This window comes from Streptomyces katrae, assembly GCF_000717655.1.
GTDB classification, from domain to species: Bacteria; Actinomycetota; Actinomycetes; order Streptomycetales; family Streptomycetaceae; genus Streptomyces; species Streptomyces katrae_B.
The window spans coordinates 22,405-48,603 of record NZ_JNZY01000040.1 but is presented as its reverse complement, the minus strand read 5'-3'; the positions used below and the strand labels follow the sequence as shown (position 1 = coordinate 48,603).

General features: G+C 70.3%; 14 protein-coding genes and 2 pseudogenes. 9 read left to right on the top strand and 7 right to left on the bottom strand.

Annotated elements, in window-relative coordinates; all coding sequences use genetic code 11:
* Window positions 1-300 precede the first annotated feature (300 nt).
* The 4 genes from IF09_RS47540 (at window position 301) to IF09_RS0132550 (ending at window position 4,182) form a co-directional block, all read left to right on the top strand.
* Window positions 301-855, top strand: a complete 555-nt coding sequence (locus tag IF09_RS47540; RefSeq protein WP_234321230.1) for a hypothetical protein — start codon at window positions 301-303, stop codon at window positions 853-855.
* 566 nt (window positions 856-1,421) lie between these two features.
* Window positions 1,422-1,676 carry a hypothetical protein gene (locus IF09_RS0132560; protein WP_030301951.1) on the top strand — a complete coding sequence of 85 codons (255 nt, stop codon included), beginning with the start codon at window positions 1,422-1,424 and terminating at the stop codon, window positions 1,674-1,676.
* A gap of 680 nt (window positions 1,677-2,356) precedes the next feature.
* Window positions 2,357-3,295, top strand: a complete 939-nt coding sequence (locus tag IF09_RS0132555; RefSeq protein ID WP_030301949.1) for a helix-turn-helix domain-containing protein — start codon at window positions 2,357-2,359, stop codon at window positions 3,293-3,295.
* Window positions 3,296-3,465: 170 nt separating this feature from the next.
* Complete coding sequence (locus IF09_RS0132550; protein ID WP_158710115.1) at window positions 3,466-4,182, top strand: hypothetical protein; 717 nt, start codon at window positions 3,466-3,468, stop codon at window positions 4,180-4,182.
* 27 nt (window positions 4,183-4,209) lie between these two features.
* Here the strand turns inward: IF09_RS0132550 and IF09_RS0132545 are convergent, their stop codons facing one another.
* On the bottom strand, window positions 4,210-5,178 hold the full coding sequence (locus IF09_RS0132545) for a 12-oxophytodienoate reductase (RefSeq protein WP_051833276.1): 969 nt from the start codon (window positions 5,176-5,178) through the stop codon (window positions 4,210-4,212).
* Here IF09_RS0132545 and IF09_RS46545 point away from each other — a divergent pair.
* A pseudogene (locus IF09_RS46545) lies at window positions 5,147-5,347 on the top strand (MerR family transcriptional regulator); the annotation flags it as partial. The gene IF09_RS0132545 and the pseudogene IF09_RS46545 overlap by 32 nt on opposite strands.
* Before the next feature lie 89 nt (window positions 5,348-5,436).
* Here the strand turns inward: IF09_RS46545 and IF09_RS0132535 are convergent.
* On the bottom strand, window positions 5,437-6,015 hold the full coding sequence (locus IF09_RS0132535; RefSeq protein ID WP_030301940.1) for a TetR/AcrR family transcriptional regulator: 579 nt from the start codon (window positions 6,013-6,015) through the stop codon (window positions 5,437-5,439).
* Window positions 6,016-6,107: 92 nt separating this feature from the next.
* Here IF09_RS0132535 and IF09_RS0132530 point away from each other — a divergent pair, with 92 nt between their 5' ends.
* Window positions 6,108-6,554 (top strand): DUF1772 domain-containing protein, encoded by a 447-nt coding sequence (locus IF09_RS0132530; RefSeq protein WP_030301938.1) that lies wholly within the window; start codon window positions 6,108-6,110, stop codon window positions 6,552-6,554.
* 318 nt (window positions 6,555-6,872) lie between these two features.
* Complete coding sequence (locus IF09_RS0132525) at window positions 6,873-7,313, top strand: DUF4267 domain-containing protein (protein ID WP_030301937.1); 441 nt, start codon at window positions 6,873-6,875, stop codon at window positions 7,311-7,313.
* A gap of 116 nt (window positions 7,314-7,429) precedes the next feature.
* On the opposite strand, the gene IF09_RS45995 is transcribed toward IF09_RS0132525, so the two are convergent.
* Window positions 7,430-7,834: a hypothetical protein gene (locus IF09_RS45995; protein WP_158710114.1), complete on the bottom strand. Its 405-nt coding sequence runs from the start codon at window positions 7,832-7,834 to the stop codon at window positions 7,430-7,432.
* Between the two features lie 169 nt (window positions 7,835-8,003).
* On the opposite strand from IF09_RS45995, the gene IF09_RS45990 reads away from it, so the two are divergent.
* Window positions 8,004-8,141: a hypothetical protein gene (locus IF09_RS45990; RefSeq protein WP_158710113.1), complete on the top strand. Its 138-nt coding sequence runs from the start codon at window positions 8,004-8,006 to the stop codon at window positions 8,139-8,141.
* 460 nt (window positions 8,142-8,601) lie between these two features.
* On the top strand, window positions 8,602-8,973 hold the full coding sequence (locus IF09_RS45985) for a hypothetical protein (RefSeq protein WP_158710112.1): 372 nt from the start codon (window positions 8,602-8,604) through the stop codon (window positions 8,971-8,973).
* Here the strand turns inward: IF09_RS45985 and IF09_RS42140 are convergent.
* The 4 genes and pseudogenes from IF09_RS42140 to IF09_RS0132495 all read right to left on the bottom strand — a co-directional run.
* Window positions 8,966-9,589 (bottom strand): helix-turn-helix transcriptional regulator, encoded by a 624-nt coding sequence (locus IF09_RS42140; RefSeq protein WP_158710111.1) that lies wholly within the window; start codon window positions 9,587-9,589, stop codon window positions 8,966-8,968. The genes IF09_RS45985 and IF09_RS42140 overlap by 8 nt on opposite strands.
* An 894-nt stretch (window positions 9,590-10,483) precedes the next feature.
* Window positions 10,484-12,556, bottom strand: coding sequence for a HelD family protein (locus IF09_RS0132505; RefSeq protein ID WP_418953089.1), 2,073 nt, complete (start codon window positions 12,554-12,556; stop codon window positions 10,484-10,486).
* A 38-nt stretch (window positions 12,557-12,594) separates the two neighbouring features.
* Window positions 12,595-14,172: an MFS transporter gene (locus tag IF09_RS40985; protein ID WP_234321229.1), complete on the bottom strand. Its 1,578-nt coding sequence runs from the start codon at window positions 14,170-14,172 to the stop codon at window positions 12,595-12,597.
* A 605-nt stretch (window positions 14,173-14,777) separates the two neighbouring features.
* Window positions 14,778-26,180: pseudogene (locus IF09_RS0132495) on the bottom strand (type I polyketide synthase); the annotation flags it as partial.
* Window positions 26,181-26,199: the final 19 nt, after the last annotated feature.

Here is a 26,199-nt window from a genome sequence, read left to right as displayed (position 1 = left end):
CAGCCGGAAGGCGTGGTGTCCTGGCCGGGGACGGAACCCGTGCAGCACACAGCGCCCGCGCAGCCGCCCCTCGGGCTGAGCGAGGTGCAATCCGGGTGGGATCCGGCGGAGGAGCTGGCCTACCTTCTGCAGGAATCCAGGGGAGCGAGGCACGCAGAGCCGCTCGAGTGGATCGGATTCGATGAAACCGCGGACACGGTCAGCGCCGCCGACCTTGCCGCCGGGCTGCCTCAGGGCCCCCACGACGGGCCGCGCGCGGAGGCCTCCCACGGGCACCGCCGGGTTCCACCGAAGGCTCCGATGCTGACCCTTTTCCGAACGGGCAGCCTCTTCTCGGCGTTGCTGGTCGCGGTCATCGCCGCCGTGGTGAGCATCTTCAGCGGGCTGGCCATCTCCGAGGCCCTGCGCCAGAGCGCCGGACCGGGCACCGCGCATGACGTCGTCAGCTGGTGGCCGCTGCTGCTCTACGGACCCTGGATGGTCGCTTCCCTGTCCATCCTCCGGGCAGCCCTGCACCAACGTCGCGCCATCCATTCCTGGTCCATCGTCCTCTTGTTCTCCACCCTCGCCACCCTTCTGTGCGTGGCCCAGGCGCCCAGAACCTTTGCCGCGCAGGCTGCGGCCACGCTTCCTCCCATCGCGGCACTGGCCTGCTTCCAGCAACTCGTCCGCCAGATCACACTCACACGACCACCCCGTCACCCCGTCCCGCGCCACCGCAACCGGACGGCCTCCCCGCTTCGGCCGCCGGCCGCGCCGAGCAGCCCGGGTACGCCGGTTTCCGAATTCCCGGTGGTGGACCACCGGCCCGCGGGGCATTCCGCCCCCGGCTACAGATTCCGCTACGGGTCATGAGGGAGTCGCCCGTCCAGCGCGCGCGACAGCCTGGTACCCCTGCTGCGCGGGGAGAGCGGTCGACGCGACCATGGCGGATCAGCCCGCCGTCGCAGGGGGTCCCGTTGCAGGTCGATGTTGCGTCCTTTACCGGGGTTGGAGTCGAAGGAGTCCGGAGCGAGGGTTCCACGGAGCGTGGCGTCGTGGGGACGCGGCGCACAACGGTCGAGCGTCGCTGACGTGTCGGACAACTCGATCCTTCCCGGATTCGCGCGCTCGTGATCACTTCCATCTTAGGAACGAAGATCGAAACCGATAGGTCACGGGCTGGGCACGGTCTCAGTCCTACGGGTCTACCGCACCGAACCGCCGCGACCTGGGCATCAAGGCCCGAGCCGAACCCAGCGGAGCGCGACCCGGCGGATCCGCACGACCACGGTGCACCACCACTCCGCACGAGGGATCCGCACGCCGTGAAGTGCGAACGCGGGGCCCCCTGTGCTCCCGGGCGCCCGGGTGCCCCAACCGTCCGAAGGGGCAACGCGCTTGAGCGCCCCGTTTCCCGTCCATTGAGAGAGGACAGCATCATGATCCACGACCTCGCCCACGCGGAGCGAATCCGTTACGAGCGACGCCAGGACGCCGCGTACCGGGCCGGCCAGGCAGCCGTCACCAACCTCCAGGCCGCACTGGCCCTCGCCGGCCTGGTCCTTCCCTCACTCAGCAACGACGGCCCTGTGGGCTGCCGTGGTCTGGTCCGGCTCGGAGGATGCAGCACAGACCTTGCCAACCGGCTCGCCGAGGTCATCGCAGCCGGGGCCCACGCCCTGCAAGACCGGTGACTCCGGGCCGTGACCGATCCGGAGACACCCGGCCGGCGGCCTGAACCACCTCGTGCCCGCAGGCACACCGCAGCTTCCTCGCCACAAGTGACACACTCGCGGAGGTTCTTGCATGAATGCGTGGCAGCCTTCATCCCCTCTTCCGAAGGCGCCCCGAACCCCACTCGACCCCTACCGGTTCCCGGGCATACGGGGCTTGGCGGACGCCGAGGAATCGAACGCCCCGTGCCCCCCGGCCCCTCTTCCCGCTTCCGGTCATCCTCCGGGCGGCCTGAGTCCCGAGGACCGCCGACGCCTTGATCTGCACGCTTGCCTGACCGCCGCGGGCGTTCCGCCGCTCGTCGGCGACCTCCACGCCATCGAAGTGCTCGCCACGGTCGACGACGCCACCAACGCAGCCGTCCGACGGTGGATCTCCAGCGCATTCTGACGCCGCCCCTGGCGCCGATCCCGCAACCCGGCCGCGGGCCGGCCCCAGACCGTCAGCAGGTACCCGCCGCGACCGACGGCCGCATTATAGGAACAGCCCAACCCCCATCCTGCCGTCTTAGTCCGAATAGGTGGTGCTCTTCGTGCAGATGCACGGAGTGCCGGGCCGGGTATGCAGAATGCGGTTTGCCGATGTCGGCCGTGGGGCGAGGGAGCCTGCGCGAGGTTCTTGAGCTGGAGGTGCACCGCCGGTGACGGCGAACGGAAGTCCCACGGTGAGAAGGCGCCGCCTCGGCGCGGAGCTTCGCCAGCTTCGCCGCGCGGCGGGGATGACGTCCGTGCAGGTGGCGAAGCACCTGCTCGTGTCACAGCCCAAGATCAGCCTCATCGAGACGGGGCGCCGCCCCATCAATCCGCGTGACGTGCGCGATCTGTGCCGACTCTACGGAGTCACCGAACAGGACGTCGTCGACTCGCTGATGCGCATGGCGAAGGAATCGGCTCGGCAGGGCTGGTGGGTTGCCTGCGGCGATGTTCCCTACGGCGTGTACATCGGGCTGGAGACGGAGGCCGCCGCCATCCACTCCTACGAGCCGCTGGTGGTCCCCGGCCTGCTGCAGACCCGTGCCTACGCAGCTGCGATCATCGCGGAAACGATCCCTTGCCCCCCGGTCGAACAGGCCGCAGTCCGTCTCGACGTGCGGCTGCGGCGCCAGCACCGCGCACATCACCCCGCTCGGCCACTCCGCTTATGGACGATCCTGGACGAATCCGTACTGCATCGCACCATCGGCAACCGAGACGTCATGCGGGAACAACTCGAGCACCTGAACGCTCTCGGTGAACAGCCGCACATCACCGTGCAGGTCCTCCCCCATAGCGCCGGAGCCCACCCTGGGCTCACAGGACAGTTCTCCACCCTCACGTTTCCCGACTCCGACGCGGGAGTCGTCTATCTGGAGCGCTTCACCGGCGATCTCTACGTGGAGAAACACTCCGACCGGCGCATGTACCACATCATGTACGACCACCTTCAGGCACAAGCCCTCAACCCTTGCGACACACGGCACTTCATCAACGACGTGATCAAGACGTACACCGGAGCGCCGGTGACCCGGGAGAGTGCCATGAACGCGTGCACGCCTGCTCGGGAGGCCGCTCGCGGCAACCTCGTGCACCGTTTCCGCTGACGCCATGCGTCGACGCATGCCGCACTGGGCCGGACTCACAGTGACGACACCACAGCCGCAAGGTCCGTAGCCGTCGGTTTCGGAATCCTAAATTCCGGGGACGGTGTCCCAGCATCGCCGGTTTGTCCCCCGCGCCATGACGGCGCCTGACGCGACAGCTGAGGGAGACCATGGGTTGGAAAGGCACACGTCGGGCGGCTGCCGCTCTTGCCGGAGTGGTCGCCCTCGTCTTGGCGGCTCCGCCCCCGGCCGGCGCCGAGCCCCGGAGCGGGACCGCGCTGTCGTTCGGGACCGTGGCCGCACGGCAGGACGTCTCCCCGACGCCGCCCCCGCCCCGCCTCCCCCGCAACTTCCGCGGCAAGGGCAAGTGGATCGTCCAGGACCTGGGCATCACGGTGCCGTTCACCTGGGAGGGCAGGGACGGCGACAGCCAGATGACCGCGGGGGGCCCGCAGTACCCGATCTGGTTCACCAACCTGATCTACCACGACACGCTCTACACACTGACGTACAAATGGCCCGGTCTGAACGAACATCCCTGCTCGCGCATCCCGGGTTTCAACCTGGAGACGCTGAACCAGGGGTTCGAGAACGCCCGGTTCGTCGGGCCGGAGACCCTGCGGCGCACCCGCCCTCAGCGGCGCGTGAACCACTGGCGGGTGGGCGTGGTCTTCCCGGAGCTGCCTCCCGGGAATTACCCGCGTCTGCCGCTCGCGCTGGGCGACATCTACGTCGACGAGCACGACCGGGGCACCTTCTGGCAGGTGTTGCAGTTCGGTGTCCAGAACCTCTACGACCCCGAGCTGGACGAGTGGCTGGTCATGGACACCTTCGAGCACCGGCCCGGGACCGTGACGCTTCCCCGGCCGTGCGAGCCGCCCCGGTGACCGTGGCCCCGCCACAGGCCGAACGCCCTATGTTCCGAGCACGCGGTAGTCGGTGTAGCCTTCCGGCCCCTGTACGTGCATCAGGAACTCCGGAAGGATCTCGTTGAGCGGCGCGCCCGTGCGCAGCCGCTCGACGAAGTCGGGGTTGGCGAGGAAGCCCCGGCCGAGTGCCACGAGATCGGCGCCCTCGGACAGCAGTCGTTCGCCCCGGCGCTTGCCGCCGTCGGCCGCGGCCTCCTCGCGGGAGAGCGCCGGGTTGGCGATCAGGGTGCCCGGCCAGTCCCGGCGGATCTGCGCGAAGGCGGGCCGGTCGGGGTCGGCGTGGACCTGGTGCAGGTAGATCGGCGCCAGGTCGGCCAAGGCCTTGACCAGCGCCGGGTAGATCTCCTCGGTGTCGCCCTCCTCGATCCCGTTGACGGCCAGTCCGGGCGAGATGCGTACTCCGACCCGCTCCGGGCCGATGGCCCCGGCGACGGCCCGGACCACCTCGACGGTGAACCGGATGCGGTTCTCGACGGAGCCGCCCCATGCGTCGGTACGGCGATTGGTGTTGCCGGAAAGGAACTGGTGCAGGAGGTGGCCGTTGGCGGAGTGCACCTCCACCCCGGCGAAGCCCGCCTCGACCGCGCCCCGGGCCGCGCTCGCGAAGTCGGCCACCGTGGACCTTATGTCCTCGGTCGTCATCGCGCGCGGTACGACAGCGTCCCGGAGGCCGCCGGGGGTATGCAGCTGCTCGGGGAACGGCACCGCGGACGGGGCGAGCGGCACGTACCCGCTGGTCTCCGGGTGGCCGACCCGGCCGCCGTGCTGGAGCTGGAGAAACATCTCCCCTCCACCGGCGGCGCGCACGGCCCCGGTGACCCGGCGCCAGCCGGCGATCTGCGCCGGGGTGTGGATGCCGGGGATGTGCGGGTAGGTCTGCCCGACGGCGTTCGGGGTGCTGGCCTCGGCGACGATCAGGCCGACGGCGAAGATCGCGCAGATCCTGCCTTGCATGCGGGACGAGGACGGCGGCCCGTCGGTGCGCGCCACCCCGGCGCTGGTGGCCGAACTGGCCACGGAGCGGGACCGGATCGACCGGATGATCGGCGACCTGAACCGCTCCCGCGAGGTGCTGGACGAGGTGATCGAGGCGGCGGCGGGCCGCACGACGGCTGCCTGGTAGTGCTTTGCCGGCTGGTGTCGTAGGGCTGCGACGGGATGGCCTGTGGGTGCGCCGAGCATGCGCAAGGCGAGCTGCCGCTGGACGGGGCATCAGACCATGGCGAGCCGGTCCACCAACAGCTCCACCCTCGGCTCAGCATCCTCGGGCAGCAGGCGGCCCGCTCGGGTCAGGGTCGCCAGGCCGTGCAGAGCCGCCCAGAACACCTCGGTGAACATCCCCGGGTGGACGCCATCGCCGGCGACCTCGGCGAGGCACTCGAGCAGGGCGGCGAAGGCGTCCTTCAGCGGCTCGGGTGTGTCCTCCTGCGCGTACGCCAGGCCGCCGTCGAGCTGGAACAAGGCGTCGTAGACCGCCGGGTTGCGTGCGGCGAAGTCGAGGTAGGCGCGCGCGAGGGCGGCGACCCGCTCGCGCGGGCCGTCCGCTGCCGCGGTCGCGGCCCGCACCGCCGCGGCCAGCTCGGCGGCGCCCTCGAGGGCGACGGCGCCGATGATCTCCCGTTTGCCGCGGAAGTGGCTGTAGAGGACGGGCTGGCTGTATTCGATGCGCTCGGCGAGCCGACGGGTGGTGACTGCGTCCCACCCCTGCTGCTCGGCGAGTTCACGGGCTGTCGCCACGATGAGGCGCTCGCGCTCCGCCCGTTCGCGCTCCTTGCGTTCCTTAACCGACATGAATTGATCCTAGCATCGCTAGACAATCGAGCGTAAGCAGTACTAGCGTTGCCTCATCACCTAGCGACGCTAGATTTCACGGAGGCATCGTCATGTTCACCACACTCGAGGTCGTCACCACCGTCATCGTCGGCCTGATGGTGGGGGTGGAGTTCTCCGTCGCCTTCGTCATGAACCGGATCCTGAACGCGCTTCCCGAGGACGCCGGCCAGCTCGGCCACGCCCACGGCGGCCGGATGATGGGCGCCCTGATGCCGTTCTGGTACATGGGCTCGCTCGTCCTCAGCGCGATCTGGGCCGTCGCCGGATGGCACCATCACGGCGCCGGACTCGTCGTCACCGCCGCCGGACTGCTGATCCTCAGCGTGGTCATGTCGATCCTGCTGCTCGTCCCGATCAACAACCGAAACAAGACCTGGACCCCCGAGAACCGGCCCGCCGACTGGAAGGAGCAGCTGCACCGCTGGGATCGCTACCACTACATCCGCGTCGCCGTCATCGTCGCCGCGTTCACCCTGCTGGTCGTCGCCCTCACCTGATACCGGCACTGCCCCGACGTGGGCCGGTTCGCCCCTGTAGTTCGACGGCTTGTGCCGCGTCGGGGTGAGCCGGGGAGGGCATCGGATCTCTGACCCCGCGGGCCGAGGCCGCGCCGGTGGCCAACCCCCCTGCCCGGGGGCGGGTGACCATCGAAATCCCCACCTTCGAGATGCAGCTGCCGCTCCGATCCCACAACTGCGATCCCGGCAAGCCGGGCCCCTCGACCGGCAGCGTTCTCCGCGCCTCCATCGGGCCCCACATGACTCGGCAAGCTCCACGAAGCCACCACGCTGACGAAGACTCGCATGGAGAAGAACGTGTCACTGAAGAAGATCAACACCGTCCTGGCCGCCGCCTTCATCCTCTTCATCCTCTGGTTCGGGACGGAGTACATCCTGAGCCCGGAAACGACGGCGCCGGGCTACGGCCTGCCGAACTGGCCGCCCGGTGACGGCGGCGGCTTCCTGATCACCAAGGGGATCCGCGACGTCGTCTTGGCCCTGGTGCTGGGCATCCTGCTGGTGACGGGTCACCGCCGGGCGCTGGGCTGGGTGCTGCTGACGGAAGCACTCGCCGCGTACGGCGACATGACCAACGTGCTGGCCCACCACGGCTCCGTGGCCACCGCGCTCGGCGTCCACGGCCTGACCGCAACACTGATGATGGTCAACGGGCTGCTGATCATGCGCGAAACCCGTGACGTCGCGCCCGCTCCGGAAACGCCCGCCCCGCAGCCCGCCCAACGGATCCTGCCGTGATCAATCCGTGGGATTCACCCCGTTCCAGGCCCTGGCCCGGTAGACCGTGCGTGACGCGCGCGCAACTGAGGCCTCGGGCCGTTGCTCGAAGGCCCCGCGGTGCGTCGGCGGCCGTCCTACGTCGTCAGTGGGTACAGGCCTGAGCAGTCGTACCCACCGCTCGGGTCCGGGGCGTACAGCGCGTAGACCGTCATGAGCAGCACCACCAACGGCACCGATGTGATGAGCACGGACACGGTCGCGCAGCGTCCCTGCCACGTTGACCACGCCGGCGGTCCGTACCGGCGCGCGGCGCGCCGCAGGGCGGCGTACGCCAGCAGGGAGCCGAGGGCGCACGCAACGCCGGCCCACGAGGTGACGTACATCCGCATGGAGGGGCCCAGGTAGTGGCAGTTCCTGAACGTGTCGGAGTCGAAAGCAGATCGTGCGACCAGCAGGCATGCCGAGGCGGTCGACAACAGCGGTGCGAGCAGCGCGCGGCGGCGCCAGGCAGCGGGGACGACGGGGGCGCTTGTGGTCATCGGTACCAGTCTGGGTCGGGGTCAACGAAGGCACGTTCCGGGCGCTTTCGCGTTTCTCGGAGTCGATGCGCCGTTCCAGGGGACGGGATACAGCCGGTCAGGGTAGCGAATTTTCATAATGTGCACATCAAGAGGTCGGTCGAGCCGCAGGTGCCCGGAGCGGGCGGACGTGTTGCCCGACCGCACCGCGGACACGCCCGTAGCGATGGGCGAACACCGCAAGTGTCTCGCCGAGCCCACCGAGGACACGACCGGCGTCCCCGCCATCGTGGGGGCCGGCCAGCAGCCGACGGCGTACCGGAGTTGATGGAAGGGCTGCGCGAGACCAAGCGACGGGAGCGCCACTCCGCGGACGCTGACTCGCCACGGCTTCATGCGGAGATCGTCGAACTCGGCTACGGCGGCAGCAAGCGAAGGGTCCGCCGCCACCCGCAACAGACCGGGCGCGCACCCCGACAAGACCTGTCTGGCTCGCACGTGCCGAGAACACCGGGCTGAAGCCACTACGGAGCCTGGCCGTGGCCTCCGGCAAGACTTCGCCGCCGTCACCGCCGGACTCACCCTCGAGTGGAGTTCCGGCAAGACCGAGGGAAAGTTCTACCGGCTGGCTCCTGGACGGCGAAGGAAGTAAAGGCGCTGCGACGCGAAAGCGCCTAGTTCGATTGGGCCTCCCAGGCGGGGGAAAACACTGGGCGACGTAGCTCTCAAGTGACCGGCGCTCTCAAGTGACCGGCCGGAGAATACGGCCTCGGACAAAAGCAGAAATATTGTTCGAGGCGTTCGCCGCAATCCAGGTGCGGCCGGGACGGAAGGGAAACGAGACGCCCGATCCAAAGAGGCTTATTCTCATCTTAAATCAAAGCCCGAGGGAGAACTTCAGGGCTGTGTACTTCACAGACGTAAGGGCCGGGGCATTCGCGAATGCCCCGGCCCTCTACGGCTTGCTCGTCAAGCAGCGACAGGCCGCGACTGAGGGAGGAAAGCCTGCCCATGGCGCGGTCTATCGCGTTTTCGGCAACGGCCCCGGCGGTCCAGTCACGCCCACATCACCCATCCGCACGCCGATCATCGAGAAGTATGTTCTCGGACTAGCCGCGGCGACGGACAGAACTTCGCCAATTGGCCGACACCTCACATGACGAGGAGCCCCGACTCCATGGCCCGAACAACCGCAAGAGTCCGGTTGGGGCAGTTGAGCTTGGCCAAAATGATGCCGACTGCGCGTTTAACTCCATGTTCAGAGATACTCAGCGATCGAGCGACTTGTCGGTTGCTGAGCCCCTCGGCAATCAGGCGCAGTACCTGGTGTTCACGTGCCGTCAGGGCAGACATCGATGCACGCGGCGAGGTGGTGTCATCACCGGCTGGGTCGGGCGCCGCCACGGATCGTCGCGCCAGGGTCGCCGACACATGGAAGCGTCCGGCCTTCACGTCGACGATCGCTTCGCGCAGGGTCTCGGGGCGGAGGTCTGCCCAGTCCAGGAAACCGTTTGCGTGATCGACCCAGGATTGCTCAACAACGTCTGCCGAATCCACCAGGATCAGTACATGTACGTCGTTCTGGATGCGCAGCTTTTCAGCGATCTCGCCAGGCAGGGACCCCAAAGCATTGCTGTCTGAAATGACCAGCTGGCCGTTGCAGAATGTGGAGAGATCCTCGATGTCCGTGATGGATTGCACTATCAACTGGATGTCGAGCGAACGAAGCATTCCCTCGATACTGTAACGACGAATGTCGTCTTCGATTATCAGCACTATCTCGGTCTGCAACAGGGATCGTCCAGCCCTCGGGGAAGACCATCTGCCAGATACATCAGGCGCCACATAGTCTGTCCGAGCGCTGTAGTTCTCGTGATTTTCGCTGCTCGAAATCGACTGCCACGTCAACCCGTTCTTCACGCTACCCATATCAGCGATCCCCCGTTACCCATTCAGTGATCCCCCCATTTAAGGTTCGACCCCTGATAGATGAGCATGGCACGGATCGGCGGGAACTGTCCACCCTGAACTAGCCGCCGCCTGATGGTCTGTCGGTGGACGGGGAATAGGAAGAGGTGCCTGCTGACCTGCGATGGTGGGAGTTCCTATGCTTCCACCACGCTCGATCGACAAGGCACCTCTGAAGTGAAAGTCTTGCACAGGTCCGCGGAACTGTTAGCCGCGTTCGATGACGCCGACCTGAGCGCGCATACCGGGTTCATCCCGACGATCCGGTTGGCCGGGCGATGCGCTCTGCCCGCCCTGGTGGCCGAGAGGGCGAGACTCGTCGGCGTGGCCAACGGCGGGGAGGACGGCCGCCGACGTGAGGACGTCATGATGCGAGGAGGGCGGGACCAGCGGCTTCGGTGCCGCGTCCTTCCGCCGACAGCTGGAGGACGAACTGCGGTGCGCCGCCGCCGCGCGGGATGCCGGGGCGCCCCTGAGGGGGAGCGTGGCCCGCACCGCGTGCGAACCCGACGCGTACGGCCCGAAGCTCGACGTCGACTTCACCCTGTTGCGCGAAGGGGATCTGAACGTCGTCGGCTTGGACCGGGCCGTACGATGCCGGGTGCGGCCACGAGCGGTGAGGCGGCGAGCAGCCCCGTGCGTGCCGGCCGGTGTCCGTACCGCGCCGGGTGCGCCCGCGGCGACGACGCGGGCGCCGAGTCGTCAGGCGGGCTGGACGGTGACGGTGCAGAGGCGCTTGGTGGCCCGGGTCAGGGCCACGTACAAGTCCCTTTCCCCACCGGGGCGGGCCGTGATGATTTCTTCGGGGTTCATGACGACGACCCCGTCGAATTCCAGGCCGCGTGCTTCGGACGCCGGCACGATGCGTGCGTGGTGAGCGATGCCCTGGGCCGTCAGCTCGCCCACCCTGGTGTCCGCGCAGACCACTCCCAGGAGCTCGCCCGGGTGCGCGGTGCTCTGGGCGCGGAGTTCCTGAACGACGGCGGTGACCAACCCGTCCGGAGGTGTGGTCACGGTGCGAGGGCTCTCACCGCTTCGCAGTGACCGTGTGGGCTTCTGGTCCGGAGCGATCCGCGTGAGCAGGTCCCGGACGCTCTCCAGGATCTCCTGCGTGGTGCGGTAGCTGACGGTCAGGTTGTGCAGTTTGAACCGCGGTCCGACGTGGGGGCCCAGTGCTTCCTTCCAGTCGCGTGCTGTGGCGACCGGGCCCGCCTGGGCGAAGTCCCCCACCAGCGTCATCGCCCTTGACGGGCAGCGGCGGACGATCATCCGCCACTGCATGGCGGTCAGTTCCTGCGCCTCGTCGACGACGACGTGCCCGTACGTCCGCTCGGGGGGGCCGTCGACCAGGCTCGCCGCCTCGTCCAGCAACGGCACATCGGCATCGGTCCACGGGTCGTCCTGACCGCGCAGCAGAAGGGACCGCTCCTGCGCGGTCAGGCGGGGCAGGTGCTCGGCGAGAGCGCCGGCGTTCGTCAGGAGCGCCTTCACGAGGTCTTCGGGTACCAGCCGCGGCCACAGCATCTCGACCGCTCGGTCGACGCCGGCGTCGTCGAGGAGATCGGCTCGGATGGCGTCCAGGTCCAGCTCGTGGGCCGGACCCGCGTCGGGTGCGCCTTCGACACGGCGCTGGGCGGCTCCCGTGAACCGGTCGAGGTTGAGGCCCGTCGCCCGTTCGGTATCGGCGTCGATCTGTTCCAGGAGGTCGCCCATGTCTCGTTGCATCGCGTCGGTGACGGCGTCGACCAAGAGCTCCTTGAACACCTGGCGCGCGGGGTTGTGCCCCGGTACGGCTGCCACGGCGGCGTCGCGTGCTGCGGCGACCTCCTCGCCGGAGAGGTGAACCAGTTCCTGTCCGACCCGCACGGTGAAGTCACCGGCGGGGGCTTGGTGGACGCGCAGCAGGCCGGCCAGGGCGTCGGCGAGGTCGGAGCTGCCCTTGAGTCGCGCCGTGTCGAACGGGCCCACCGCGTCCGGGGACACCCCCGCCAGTTCCCGGCAGGTCGCCAGAACGACGTCGTTCTCCCCGAGCGAGGGAAGGACCTGGGAGATGTAGTCGAGGAACCGGGCGTTCGGGCCCACCACCAGGACACCTTCCTCCGCGGCGCGCGGGAACGCGTACAGGACGTAGGCCGCCCGGTGCAGGGCGACCACCGTCTTGCCGGTGCCGGGGCCGCCCTGGACCACGGTCACCCCGCGGTGGGCGGAGCGGACGACCTCGTCCTGCTCGGTCTGCAGCGTCGCGACGGCCGCGTGCATCCTGCCCGTACGCCGTGCCGACAGGGCCTCGGTCAACGGGCCGTCCCCCACGACGTCCTCGTCGGTCGGGGCGGTCCCGTCCAGCAGTTCGTCGCTCACCGAGATGACCGTGCGCTCCTCGAGGCGCAGGTGCCGGCGCCGGCGCAGGTCCATCGGGTGGACCGGTGTCGCCTCGTAGAAGGGCCGCGCCGCGTTCGCGCGCCAGTCCACGAGGAGGGGCAGGTCATCCTCCTCCGTCTGCAGTCCGATCCGCCCGATGCGCAGGGCAGTGCCGTCCGTCCAGTCGATGCGCCCGAAGACCAGCCCCTTCTCGGCGCCCTCCAGTCGGCCGATTTCCCTGGACAGACGCTCGGCGGCGATTTCCCTCTCGTAGGCCTCACCGGCGCTTTCCGCCGGGGCCTTCAGCACACTCGCGCGCTGTGCTCGCGCCTCGGAAATCCGCTGGGTGAGCACCTCGTACAAAGAGGACACATAACCCCGCTCCGATTCGACCGCACGCACAGCGGGATCATTCATGTTCGCCAACACAGGGGTCTCCTTCTGCAGACAGCCCGTCACACGGTGGATCGAGGCTCGGCGCTGCGCGCCTCTTCGTGGTCCGGCTGCGGTGTCGGGGCCTTCTTCTTTGCGGCAGCGGGCAAGGTGATCAGCAGCACCGCTGCTCCGAGGAGCGCGACGGCCGCGATCCAGCCCGCGCCGACGTGCATGGCATGGATGAACGCATCGTCGGCAGCCCGGGCAAGAGAGGGCTGGTGAATGGTGGCGGCGACGTGGCGGGCCTGTTCGGCGGAGACTCGTGCCTGCTCCTGCACCGGACCGGATGCACCCTCCAGCGAAGGTTCGATCGCACCCCGGTACATGATCGACATGATCGTGCCGCCGACTGCGATCCCGATCACACTGCCGGTCTGTCGCACGGTGTTGGTGACGGCCGATCCCGCACCAGCCTGTTCCAGGGGCAGGTCGCTGATCAACGCAGCCGTGACGGGGCCGATCACCATGCCGACCGAGAGGCCCTGGACCAACAGCAGGATCTCGATCCAGACGAGGGGGGTCTGGAGCCCGAGGAACCCGTACCCACCCATGGTCAGCGCAGCCACGGTGAGCGCCGGCACGGCGACGAGGCGGAGCGGCAGACGGCGAACCAGGCGCGAGGCGAGGGGCGCCCCCGCGAGCGCGCCGAGTGCGGTCGGGATATTGGCCAGACCCGCCTTCATCGGCGAAAATCCGAGCGCACCTTGCAGGTAGAACGCGTTGTAGAAGGTGATGGCTGCCACACCGAAGAGCAGCAGTCCGAGCGCCACGTTGCCGCCACCGAACGTGCGTTGCGCGAACAGCCGCGGATCAAAGCTGGGCACCTTGAGGCGCAGTTCGACGAGTACGAAAACGACCAGGAGGACCAGCCCGACGACGATCGGCGCCCACACGTCGGTACGACTCCACTCCGCCACCTGCCCCGCCCGGATCAGCCCGTAGGCCAACGCCACGAGCCCACTCATCGACAGCAGCATTCCCGCGGGGTCCAGTGGCCGCGGAGTGGGGCTGCGGAAATTCGGAACCAGCACGGCAAGCCCGACGAATGCCAATGCCGCGACCGGAACGTTGATCAGAAAGACCGAGCCCCACCAGAAGTGATCGAGCAGGAATCCCGCCAGCACCGGGCCGGCAGCCATTCCGACACCGGCCGAGGTCGAGAAAATGCCGATCGCGGCAGCCCGCGCGGGGCCGGTGTAGGTCCACATGAGGATGGCCATCATGGCGGGCGTGATGAGCGCGCTGCCCACGCCCATCGCAGCTCGAGCTGCGATCAGCTGGGCCGCACCGCCTGCGTACGCGGCCCACAGCGAGGACGCGGCGAAGATCACCAACCCACTGGAAAACACGGTCCGGTGGCCGAACCGATCACCCAGGGCGCCTGCAGTGAACATCAATGTGGCGAAGGCCAGGGTGTACGCCCCGGTCGCCCATTGCAGCTGACCGGGATCGGCGCCCAGTCCACGGGCCGGGTCCGCAAGGGTCTCCAGCGTGGTACTCAGGACGGTGTTTTCTATCCAGATCAGCAGCGAACACAGCATGAGAATGGAAAGAATTAACTGCTGCCTGGGCTTCGGCAATGCAGGAGGCACGGTCATGAACACCTTCGGATATCGATGGGCGGAGACTTGACCGATGGGAATATAGGCAACCTCCACAACACTGTCAAGCCGGGATTTTCTCGCCGAAACCGTTGCGGCCGGACGAGCTGTATGCCTCTGCTGGATTTGCAGACCGAGCAGATTTGTGTCTCTGGCGGATTTGCGAGTTGAGGATTTCACTTCCGGATGGTTGCGACTGAACGAATTTCATGTCTCCAGAGCTGTCGCACCGCGTCGCCCGTGGGCGTCTCGGGCAAGGATGCCGCGTTCGCGTAGTTTGTCCAGCGCGCTCGTACGGGTGTGCGTCCGGCACCAGGCGCCGCGGGACACGGCCGAAGAAGGGGAACGCGATCGGCCCTCCTCAACCCGGGCCGCGGCATTCTCCTGGGGAACTCGACCGATTCTCCGGGACGGCTCTAGTTCGGGCTCGGCCGGCCGCATGATCGACGTCAGCGTCCCGCTGGGGAGTCGTGACCCCAGGGGTGGGGAATCTGCTGACGCCGATCATGCGGATCGTGGGGAATTCGGGGAATCACCCGACCGCCGAAAGGGCTGTCATGTGTTTTCGGCTGTCATGTGTCCTCGAATCGACGGTTCGGATATCAGTGGCCGCTGAGCGAATCGAGCCAGCGCCGCAGGTGGGCGGCGGTCTGTGCGGCCTGTTCCTCGATGATCGAGAAGTGATCTGCCTCGATGTACTCGGCCGGTCCACGGTGTTGCCAGTCGGGGACGGGGTCGACGTCCCCGAAGCTGCCCAGCGTCACGGTGGCCCGCAGATTCAGCGTCGGCGCGGCGATCGGCTCGGCCTCGCGCTCGGGGTATATCCGCACGTAGCCGCCCATGGAGACCAGGCCCTGGTCGTCGACGGGGGTCAGTGCGTTGTCCCGGGACAGGATCTGCCCCAGCGCGTCGGTGAGCACGAGGCGGTTGAGTTCGTGCTCTTCCGGGGAGTAGGTGTCGATCATCGCGACGCCCGCGAGCTCAACGCCGTCGTCCTCGAGCCGCCGGGCGACCGCATGGGCGATCGCACCACCGGCCGAATAGCCGATGAGCACCACCGGGCCTCGCTCGCGTTCCGACGCGACGGCCGCGGCGAGGCTCCCGATCGCCGCCGCCCATGTCGCCGGCAGGTCGTCGCCCGCGCGCATGCCGGGCAGCCGCAACGCACTGACCTGCCGCTCGCCGCCCAGTTCGCGGGCCAGCCGGGCGAACTGGTGCGGGCCCGATCCCGCCAGGAACGAGGGGATGCACATCAGTGCCGGTGCCGCGGCGCCGCGCGCCAGGAGCTGCGACGCAGCCGGGCGGCGTACGGCGGCCTCGTCGGCGGAGTACGTGGTCATCAGGGCCGAGCTCGCGATCAGCAGGGGCATCGCCCCTGCCAGCTCACCGCGGTGATGCGCCGCCGACACCAGGTCGGTGATCGTGCCGCGCACGCCGGCCGGTGCCTGCTCGACCACCCCGGTGTCGGATTCCTCGATCAGCGATCGCACCAGCTTCGCCACATCGGCGGCGGTCGGGTGGTCGAAGATCAGCGTCGAAGGCAGCGTCAGCCCGGTCAGCTGGGCGAGCCGGTTCCGGAATTCGACGGCACCGAGGGAGTCGAAACCGAGCTCGGTGAACGGCGCGTGCGGGTCGATCGCGTCGCCGGACAGGTGCCCGAGGACCGCCGAGGCGGCGTTGCGCACCTCTCGCAGGATCACACCGTCACGGTCGGCGTCGGGCAGTGCGGCCAGCTGCCGCGCCAGGCTGACACCGGTGCTCGCGGCGGCCTGGGGAACCCGGACCATACCGCGCAGAACCGCGGGCAGTGTGCCGCCGCGCGCCAGGTCGGTGAGCGCCGCCGTGTCCAGCAGTGCCGTCATCGGTGTCGCCCGACCGGTCGCGAGTGCGTTGTCGAACAGCGCCGTCCCGGACTCCGGGTCGATCGGGACCAGGCCGAGCCTGGCCCGGATCTGGCGGGCGTACTGCTCGGCGCCGTCCCCGCTGAGTACCCCTGCCATGCCGACGGTCCACAGTCCCCAGGCCAGCGAGTGCGCGGGCAGGCCCGCGCTGCGCCGCACGCGTGCCAGCGCGTCCAGCGCGCTGTTCGCGGCGGCGTAGTTGCCCTGTCCTTGCCCGCCGAGCAACGGCGCCGCGGACGAGAACAGCACGAACGCCGACAGATCCAGGTCGCGGGTCAGCTCGTGCAGGTGCAGTGCCGCGTCGACCTTCGGCGCCAGCACCCGTGTCGTCTGCGCGGTGGTGAGGGTGTCGATCGTGCCGTCGTCCAGAACGCCCGCCGCGTGGATGACGGCGGTCAGCGGGGCGTCGGTGTCGATGTCGGCCAGCAGGGCCTGGACGGCGGTGCGTTCGGTGACGTCGCACGCCACGACCCGGACGTGGGCGCCGAGGTCGCTCAGCTCGGCGACCAGTTCGGCGGCGCCGTCCGCGGCGGCACCGCGCCGCGATGTCAGCAGCAGTCGTCGTGCGCCGTGCGCTGCGACCAGGTGCCGGGCGACGATCGCGCCGATGCCGCCGGTGCCGCCGGTGATGAGCACCGTGCCGTGGTCGAACGAGAGCGGCACGCCCGGTTCGGTGGCGGGCAGCGGCTGCAGTCGCGGCGCCAGGAGCCGGCCCTCGCGAACGGCGATGTGCGGTTCGTCCTGGGCCAGGGCGTCGGCGAGCGACGTGATCGGCAGGGCGTCGCCGTCGTGGTCGATGAGCAGGAACCGGCCCGGGTGCTCGGACTGTGCACTGCGCACCAGACCCGCCACGGCGGCTCCGACCAGATCGGGTTCCTCGCCGGGCAGTCCGGCGGCCGTGCGCGTCACGATCACGAGCCGTCCGGGGCGTTCGGCGCCCAGCCAGCCCTGCAACAGTGCGAGCGTCGTCAGCACGCCGGCGTGTACGTCCTCCGCGCCGGCACCGGTTCCGCGGGGCGCCGACCACACCACCGTGTGGGGAGCATCCTGCAGCGCGGCGAGTTCCGCGAGATCGGCACAGCGCGTCAGGGGCTCAGGGGCCTCGACGGTCGCCGGGTCGCCGAGCACGACGATGCGCCCGGTGTCCGCCCGGGAGGCGGCGGGCACGGCGACCCACTCGAGGTCGAACAGCGGTGCCGCGCCGCGCAGCTGGGCCAGCGCCTGCCGCTCCATCGGGCGGGCCCGCACCGACTCCACGCTCAGCACGAGGGCGCCGGTCGCGTCGACCGCGTCCACGCGCCAGGTGTCCGGTGCGATGCGGGCGATGCGGACGCGCAAGGCATCCACCCCGGACTGTGCCAGCTGGACACCGTCGAAGGCGAAGGGCAGGGGCACCCGGTCGTCGGGCCCGCCCTCGGCGAGAAGGCCGACAGCCGCGTGGAACACCGCGTCCAGCAGTGCCGGATGCAGTCCGAAGGCGGTGGCGCGCGCTGCGGTGGCGGTGTCGAGCGCCAGATCGGCGAACACTTCCTCCCCGCGCGACCACGCGGCGCGAACGCCCTGGAACACCGGGCCGTACCCGAAGCCGAGGTCGCCGAGCGCGCGGTACACCTGCTGTCCGTCGACCGGATCGCCGGCGACCGGAGGCCACACCCGGGACCAGTCCGGTGCCGCGGTCGGCGTGGCGGGCGTGAGGAGGCCGCGGGCGTGCAGCACCCAGGCGTCGGCGGCGCGGGCGTGGACGGCCACGGTCCGGTGCCCCTCGGCGTCGGCTTCGCCCACGGCGAGCTGGATGTCCGCGCCACCGTCGGTCGTGAGAGCCAGCGGCGCCTCGAGCACCAGTTCCGCCAGGCGCGGCACGCCGAGCCGGGCACCGGCGGCCAGAGCCAGTTCCACGAATCCGGAACCCGGCATCGAGACCGCGCCGAAGACGGCGTGATCGGCGAGCCATGGGTGCGTGCGCAGCGAGAGCCTGCCGGTGAACAGCCACTCGTCCTTGCCGGCGAGCTGCACCTGGGCGTGCAGCAGCGGGTGGTCGGCGGAGTCGGCACCGGCGAGCGGCGTGGCGGCCTCCGCGGGCAGCAGCCAGAATCGTTCGTGCTGGAAGGGATAGGCGGGCAACGCGATCCGTGCCTGCGGCCGAGCTCCGAAGTAGGCCGCCCACCGCACCGGCCGGCCCGCGCAGTGCGCGGTCGCCAGCGCGGTGACCAGCTGCTCGGGTTCGGCGACCGTGCGACGGGATCCCGCGACCACCGATGCGCGCGCTGCGAGGTCCGTCGCCACAGTGGCGCGGGTCATGGCCGTCAGCACCGCGTCCGGGCCCAGCTCGACGAACAGGCCCACACCCGAATCGAGCAGTGACTGCACCGCCGGGGCGAAGCGCACCGCCTCGCGCACCTGTCGTACCCAATACCCGGGCGTACCCACCGAATCGTCGGCGAACGCGCCGGAAACCGTGGAGCACAAAGGTATGCGCGGCTCGTGATACGTCAGGCCCGCGGCGATCTCCGCGAACTCGGTCAGCATCGGATCCATCAAGGCGGAGTGGAACGCGTGGCTCACCCGCAGCCTGCTGGTCTTGACGCCCTCGGCCACCAGCCTCGACTCGAGCGCCGATACCGCCCCGGTGTCTCCGGAGAAGACCACCGCATCGGGTGCGTTCACGGCGGCCAGCGAGACCGCGGCGGCTGCCGGATCGGCGTCGAGCGCCGCCAGCAGCTCCAGGGCCCGCCCCTCCGGCACCGCGGCGGCCAGCATGCTCCCACCGGCCGGCAGGGCCCCCATCAGTCGGCCCCGGGCCGCAACGAGTCGGCACGCATCCGACAGCGACCACACACCGGCCACATACGCCGCGGCCAGCTCGCCGATCGAATGCCCGGCCACCACGTCCGGCGTCACGCCCAACGACTCGACGAGGCGATACATCGCCACCTCGAACGCGAACAACGCCGGCTGGGTGTACTCGGTGCGGTCCAGCAGGGCTTCGGCGGTCGCGCCGCTCGCAGCGGCGGGCGCGCCGAACATCACGTCCCGCAGCGAATGCCCCAGGTGTGCATCGAATTCCGCGCACACCTCGTCGAGTGCCGCCGCGAAAGCCGGGAACTCCCGGTACAGCCCAGCGCCCATCCCGGTCCGCTGGGCGCCCTGACCGGTGAACAGGAACGCTGTCGTGCCCGTCTGGCCGGCGCCGTCGGCGATGCCCTGTCCTGACTCGTCGGCTGCGAGGCGCGCCAAGGCCGCCAGCAGCGTTTCCCGGTCCGAGCCCACGACGGCGGCGCGCTGCTCGAACCGCGCGCGGTGCAGCGCCAGCGTCACCGCGACGTCGGTCGGGTCGAGCTCCGGACGTTCGCGCAGCGCGTCGTGCAGACGGCGCGCCTGGGTCCGCAGTGCGGCAGGCGTCCGCGCGGACAGCAGCAACGGCACGGCCGCCGGGCGCGGTGGATCGACCGGCCGCGGCGGGACCGCGGGCGCCTCTTCGAGGATCACGTGCGCGTTGGTCCCGCTGATCCCGAACGACGACACTCCCGCCCGGCGCGGACGCTCCCCGGCCGGCCACGGCTCGGCCTCGGTCAGGATCCGTACCGCGCCCGCCGACCACTCCACGTGCGGCGACGGCGCGTCGACGTGCAGGGTGGACGGCAGCGTCTCGTGCCGCAGCGCCTGCACCATCTTGATCACACCGCCGACACCGGCGGCCGCCTGCGTGTGCCCGATGTTCGACTTCAACGACCCGATCCGCAGCGGCTCGGCGCGATCCTGTCCGTAGGCGTTGATCAGGGCCTGCGCCTCGATCGGGTCACCCAGCGTGGTGCCGGTGCCGTGCGCCTCCACCGCGTCCACCTCGGTGGCGGCCACTCCTGCGTTGACCAGTGCCTGCGCGATCACCCGCTCCTGGGACGGACCGTTCGGTGCGGTCAAGCCGTTGCTCGCGCCGTCCTGGTTGATTGCGCTACCGCGGATCACGGCCAGCACCGGGCGCCCGTTGCGCTGCGCGTCGGACAACCGCTCGAGGGCGAGCACGCCGACGCCCTCGGACCACGAGACGCCGTCCGCGGCGCTCGAGAACGCCTTGCTGCGCCCGTCCGGTGACAGCGCCCGCTGCCGGGAGAACTCCAAGAACAGCAGCGGAGTCGACATGACCGTCACCCCGCTGGCCAGGACCAGCGACGTCTCCCCGGCGCGCAGTGCCTGCACCGCCAGGTGCAAGGCCACCAGCGACGACGAACACGCCGTGTCCACCGTCACCGCGGGTCCTTCCAGACCGAGGGCGTAGGAGACCCGGCCGGAGACGACGCTGCCGGCCGATCCGGTCGCCAGATAGCCTTCCGCGGCGCCGTCGGCGGCCTCGCGGGCGTTGTAGCCGTAGTCCTGGTACATGACGCCCGCGTACACCCCGGTATCGCTGCCCCGCAGTGAGGTCGGATCGATACCGGCATCTTCGAGCGCTTCCCAGGACGCCTCGAGCAGCAGCCGCTGCTGCGGGTCCATCGCCGCTGCCTCACGGGGTCCGATTCCGAAGAAGGCGGCATCGAAATCACCTGCGGCATGCAGGAATCCGCCTTCCCGGGTGTAGATCTTGCCCGGCTTGCCGGGTTCGGTGTCGTACAGGCGGTCGAGGTCCCAGCCCCGGTCGCCCGGGATCGGGGTGATCGCGTCGACGCGCCCGGCGATCAGTTCCCAGAGCTGGTCGGGATTCTCGACGCCGCCGGGATACCGGCAGCTCATGCCGACGATCGCGATCGGCTCGTCGGCCCTGGCCCTGGAAGTGGTCGAGGCGCGGCGCGGTCGCGCCGGCTCCGAACCCTCGACCCTGGTGCGCAAGAAGCCCGCGACAGCGGCGGCGGTCGGATAGTCGAACACCAGCGTGGACGGAAGCTGAACGCCTGTGGCGGCGGTCACCCGGTTGCGGAACTCGACGCCGCCGAGCGAGTCGAACCCCAGGTCCGTGAACGGTGTCTCGGGGTCGATGGCGTCGGCCGACTCGTGGCCGAGGACCGCGGCGGCGATCGCGCGGACCTCGCCCCGGATCAGCGCCTCCCACTGATCGGCGGGGGCGTCGAGCAACCGCTGGCGCAACGGGCTGTCGGCGACCCGGCCGCGCGGCGGTACGTGAATCAGGCCGCGCAGCAGCGCGGGCAGCGTGCCGAGCCTGCCGAGCGCGGTGAGGGCGGGTGTGTCGAGCAGCGCGGTCATCAGCATCGGTTCGCCGGTGGTCAACGCGTTGTCGAACATCTGCATGCCGGTGTCCGGCTCGATCGGGGACAGACCGAGACGCGTGCGGATCTGACGCACCAGGTGTTCGGCACCCGGGTCGTTCAATGCCTCGGCCATGCCGCGCTTCCACAGCCCCCAGGCCAGCGAATGCGCGGGCAGGCCGGCGCTGCGGCGTGCCTGGGCGAGCGCGTCCATCGCCGCGTTCGCGGCCGCGTAGTTGCCCTGGCCCTGCCCGCCGAGCAGCGGCCCGGCCGAGGAGAACAGCACGAACGCCGACAGGTCCATGTCGCGGGTGAGCTCGTGCAGGTGCCAGGCGGCATCGACCTTCGGGGCGAGCACCCGGTCCACCTGCTCGGCGGTGAGGGTCTCGATGGTGCCGTCGTCGACCACGCCCGCGGTGTGCACGACAGCGGTCACCGGTTCGTGCGCCGGTACGGATTCCAGCAGCGCGGCGACCGCGGCGCGGTCGCTGACGTCGCACGCGGCGACGCGTACGTCGGCTCCCAGCGCGGTCAGCTCGGTGACCAGCTCCTCGACACCCGGCGCGTCGAAGCCGCGGCGCGAGGCGAGCAACAGGCTGCGCACCCCGTGCCGGGTGACCAGGTGGCGTGCGGTGACGGCGCCCAGTCCGCCTGCGCCGCCGGTGATCAGGACCGTGCCGTCACCGAAGTGCCCGCCGGCCGGTTCGAGGGTGGTCGCACGAATCAGCCGCGGTGCCAGCGTGGCGCCGCCGCGGACGGCGAGCTGTGGTTCGTCCGCGGCGACCGCGGTGGCGATCCGCTGGTGCAGGTCCGCGAGGTCGTGGTCGTCGAGGTCGACCTGCACGATGCGCCCCGGGTATTCCGATTGCGCACTGCGTACCAGTCCGCGGACGGCCGCTGCCGCGGGGTCCGGCGTCTCACCGGGCAGACCTGCCCCGTTGCGGGTCAGCACGATCAGCGTCGAGTCGGCGCAGCCCGGTTCGGTGAGCCAGTCGCGCAGCACCGCGAGGGCGTTGTGCACGGCGGTACGGATCGTCGCGGGGACGTCGTCGCCGTCCGCCGACGCCGTTTCGGGCGACCAGACGACGGCGGCGCCGGTGTGGCTCCCGCCCGTCGCGAACGCCGCGACGTCCTCGAACGTCTCGGCGCAGCCTGCGACGGGCCGACCCAGTGCGACCAGCTGCTGGTCCGGCACCGCGGACTCCGTCACCGGCGTCCAGTCGACGGCGTAGAGCGGGCTGCGGGCACCGGCGAGAGCGGTCGCGTCCGCGGGGCGGGCGAGCACGGCGTCGATCGACAGCACCGCGGCGCCGGTGGCGTCGCAGGCGTCGATGCGCACCTTCTCGGAACCCGAACGGATGATGCGGGCGCGGACCGAGGTGGCGCCGGGGCGGAACACACGGACGCCGTTGAAGGAGAACGGAAGCGGCAGCCTGCCGTCGGGGAGGTCCTCGGCGAGCACGTCGATGGCAGCGTGGAAGGTCGCGTCCAGGAGCGCCGGGTGCACCCCGAAGCCCGCCGCCCGGCCCGCTGTCGCCTCTTCCAGGGTCACCTCGGCGAACACGTCGTCACCACTGGTCCAGGCGGCGCGCACGTCCTGGAAGCTCGGGCCGTAGCCGAATCCCAGGTCGGCGAGCCGGTCGTACAGACGCGTGCCGTCGATCGGCGTGCCGTCGGCCGGCGGCCAGTCGGGGTCGGTCCAGGCCGGCGTCACACCGTCGGCGGGGGCGAGGGTGCCGGTGGCGTGGAGCGTCCAGTCCGGCTCGCCCGGGTGGGACCCCGCGGTGCCGGCGACGGCACGCGAGTGGATCGACAGGCGCCGACGGCCGGTGTGGTCGGGCTCGGTCACCGAGACCTGCACGTCCACGGCAGCGGCGCCCTCGAACAGCAGCGGCGTCTCCAGGACGAGTTCGTCCACGACGGGCAGTTCCAGGCGTCGACCCGCGGCCAGCGCGAGATCCACGAACCCGGTGCCGGGCAGAAGCACCGCCCCGAAGGCCGTGTGGTCGGCGATCCACGGCTGGTCGGTGGTGGAGAGCCTGCCGCTGAACAGCCATTCGTCGCGACCGGCGAGCGGCGCGGCGACGCGCAGCATCGGATGATCGAGCGTGGAGAGACCGGCGCGGCCCATGTCACCGAGCGCGTCGTCGTCGGGCTGCACCCAGTAACGGCGCTGCTGGAAAGCGTAGACGGGCAGGTCGAGGTGGGTGGCCGGCCTTCCTGGTGACAGCAGCGCCCAGTCGACGGTCATGCCCGAGCAGTGGGCGGCGGCGAGCAACCGCAGGAACTGGTCGACCTCGTCGACGCCGCGCCGTGACCCGGCCGCGACCAGCGAGCGGGAAGCCACCTCGTCGGTCAGTGTCCGGCGGGTCAGCGCCGCGAGCACCGCGTCGGGACCCACCTCGACGAACCGGCGCACACCCGCGTCGACGAGTGACTGCACCGCCGGGGCGAACCGCACGGCCTCGCGCACCTGCCGCACCCAGTACTGCGGCGTCAGCAGCTCGGGGCCGGCCGGCTTCCCGGACACCGTGGAGCACACACCCATGCGGGGCGTCCGGTACGCCACCGATCCGGCGACCTGCTCGTACTCGGCGAGCATCGGCTCCATCAACGCCGAGTGGAAGGCGTGACTGACCGTCAGCCGGGTCGTCTTCACACCCTCGTCCGCCAGCTGGTCCTCCAGTGCGGCGATCGCCGCAGTCTCGCCCGAGAACACCATCGCCGCGGGCGCGTTCACGGCCGCCAACGAGACCGTCCCGGCCGCGAGGAGTTCCTGCGCCCGCTCCTGCGACACCGCGGCGGCGAGCATCGCCCCATCGGTCGGCAGCGCACCCATCAGCCGGCCGCGGGCGGCAACGAGCCGGCACGCGTCGGCCAGCGACCACACCTCGGCCACGTAGGCCGCGGCCAGCTCACCGATCGAATGCCCGACCACCACGTCCGGGGTCACGCCGAACGACTCGACGAGGCGGTACATCGCCACCTCGAACGCGAACAGCGCGGGCTGCGTGAATTCCGTCCGGTCGAGCAGGGCCTTGCGCTCGGTGTCGGTGGCGCCGTCCCCGGCAGCACCGGCCCCGCCGAACATGACCTCGCGCAGCGACACCCCCAGCAGGGCGTCGAATTGCGCGCACACCTCGTCGAGGGCAGCGCCGAACACGGGGAACGCGGCAGCCAGCCCTGCGCCCATGCCGAGACGTTGCGCGCCCTGACCGGTGAACAGGAAGGCCGTCTCGCCGGTGGTGGCGACACCTGACTCGACATGCGGGGACGCCGAACCCGCGGCCAGGGCCGTGAGGCCGGCGAGCAGACCGGCCCGGTCGGCGCCGAGCACCGCGCCGCGCCGGCCCAGCTGAGCACGCCCAGCGGTCAGGACGGCGGCGACGTCGGCGTCGTCCGTCTCGGGGTGCTCGGCGAGCCAGGCCAGCAGCCGGCTCGCCTGCGCCCGGAGCGCGGTCTGCGACTTGGCCGAGAGCAACCACGGTGCCGGCAGCGCCGGCCGGCCCGGCTCCGGCTGTTGTGCGACGGCATCCGGTCCTGTCACCGGATCGGCAGCAGGCTCGCGCGGCGCCTCTTCGAGGATCACGTGAGCGTTGGTCCCGCTGATCCCGAAGGAGGACACACCGGTGCGACGCGGACGATCGAGCTCCGGCCACTGCTGGGGCTGCGTCAGCAGTTTCACCGTGCCCGCCGACCAGTCGACCTCGGGGGTCGGCTCCTCCACGTGCAGCGTCGAGGGCATGACCCCCTTGCGCATCGCCATGACCATCTTGATCACGCCCGCGACGCCCGCCGCGGCCTGCGTGTGACCGATGTTCGACTTGAGAGAGCCCAGCCACAACGGGTTGTCGTCCCCACGGGCCTGGCCGTAAGCGGACAGCAGCGCCTGCGCCTCGATCGGGTCACCCAGCCGCGTACCCGTACCGTGCGCCTCGACGGCATCCACCTCGGACGCCGACAGCCGCGCGTTGGCCAGCGCGGCCCGGATGACCCGTTCCTGCGAAGGCCCGTTCGGCGCGGTCAGCTGGCTGCTCGCACCGTCCTGGTTCACCGCGGAACCACGGATCACCGCCAGCACCCGGTGCCCGCTGCGCTCCGCGTCCGACAGCCGCTCCAGCACCAGCACGCCCACGCCCTCGGCCCAGCCCGTGCCGTCCGCCGACGACGAGAACGCCTTGCACCGGCCGTCCGGCGCCAACCCGCGCTGCCGGGAGAACTCCACGTACGTGCCCGGTGTCGCCATCACCGTCACACCACCGGCGAGCGCCATCGAGCACTCACCCTGACGCAGCGACTGCGCGGCGAGGTGGAGCGCGACGAGCGAGGACGAGCAGGCGGTGTCGACCGTCACCGCCGGCCCCTCCAAGCCGAAGGTGTAGGACAGCCGGCCCGATGCGACGCTGCCCGCGCTTCCGGTCAGCAGGTAGCCCTCGAAGTCCTCGGGCGCCTGGGGGACCCGGGAGCCGTAGTCGTCGTACATGACGCCCATGTACACCCCGGTACGGGTGCCCCTCAGCGCGGTCGGGGCGATGCCCGCGTGTTCGAAGGCCTCCCAGCCCGTCTCCAGCAGCAACCGCTGCTGGGGATCCATGGCCGCCGCCTCGCGGGGACTGATGCCGAAGAACTCGGCGTCGAACCGGTCCGCCTCGTACAGGAAGCCGCCTTCGCGGGCGTACGAGGTCCCGAGGTGGTCGGGATCCGGGTGGTACAGGTTCTCCAGGTCCCAGCCGCGGCCCTCCGGGAAGGGACCGACCGCGTCGCGTTCGGCGCTCAGCAGCTCCCACAGGTCGTCCGGGGAGGCGATACCGCCCGGGAGCCGGCACGCCATGCCCACGATCGCGATCGGCTCGTGGGCGCGCTCCTCCAGGTCCTGCACACGCTGACGGCTCTCCCGCAGGTCGACCGTTGCCCGCTTGAGGTAGTCG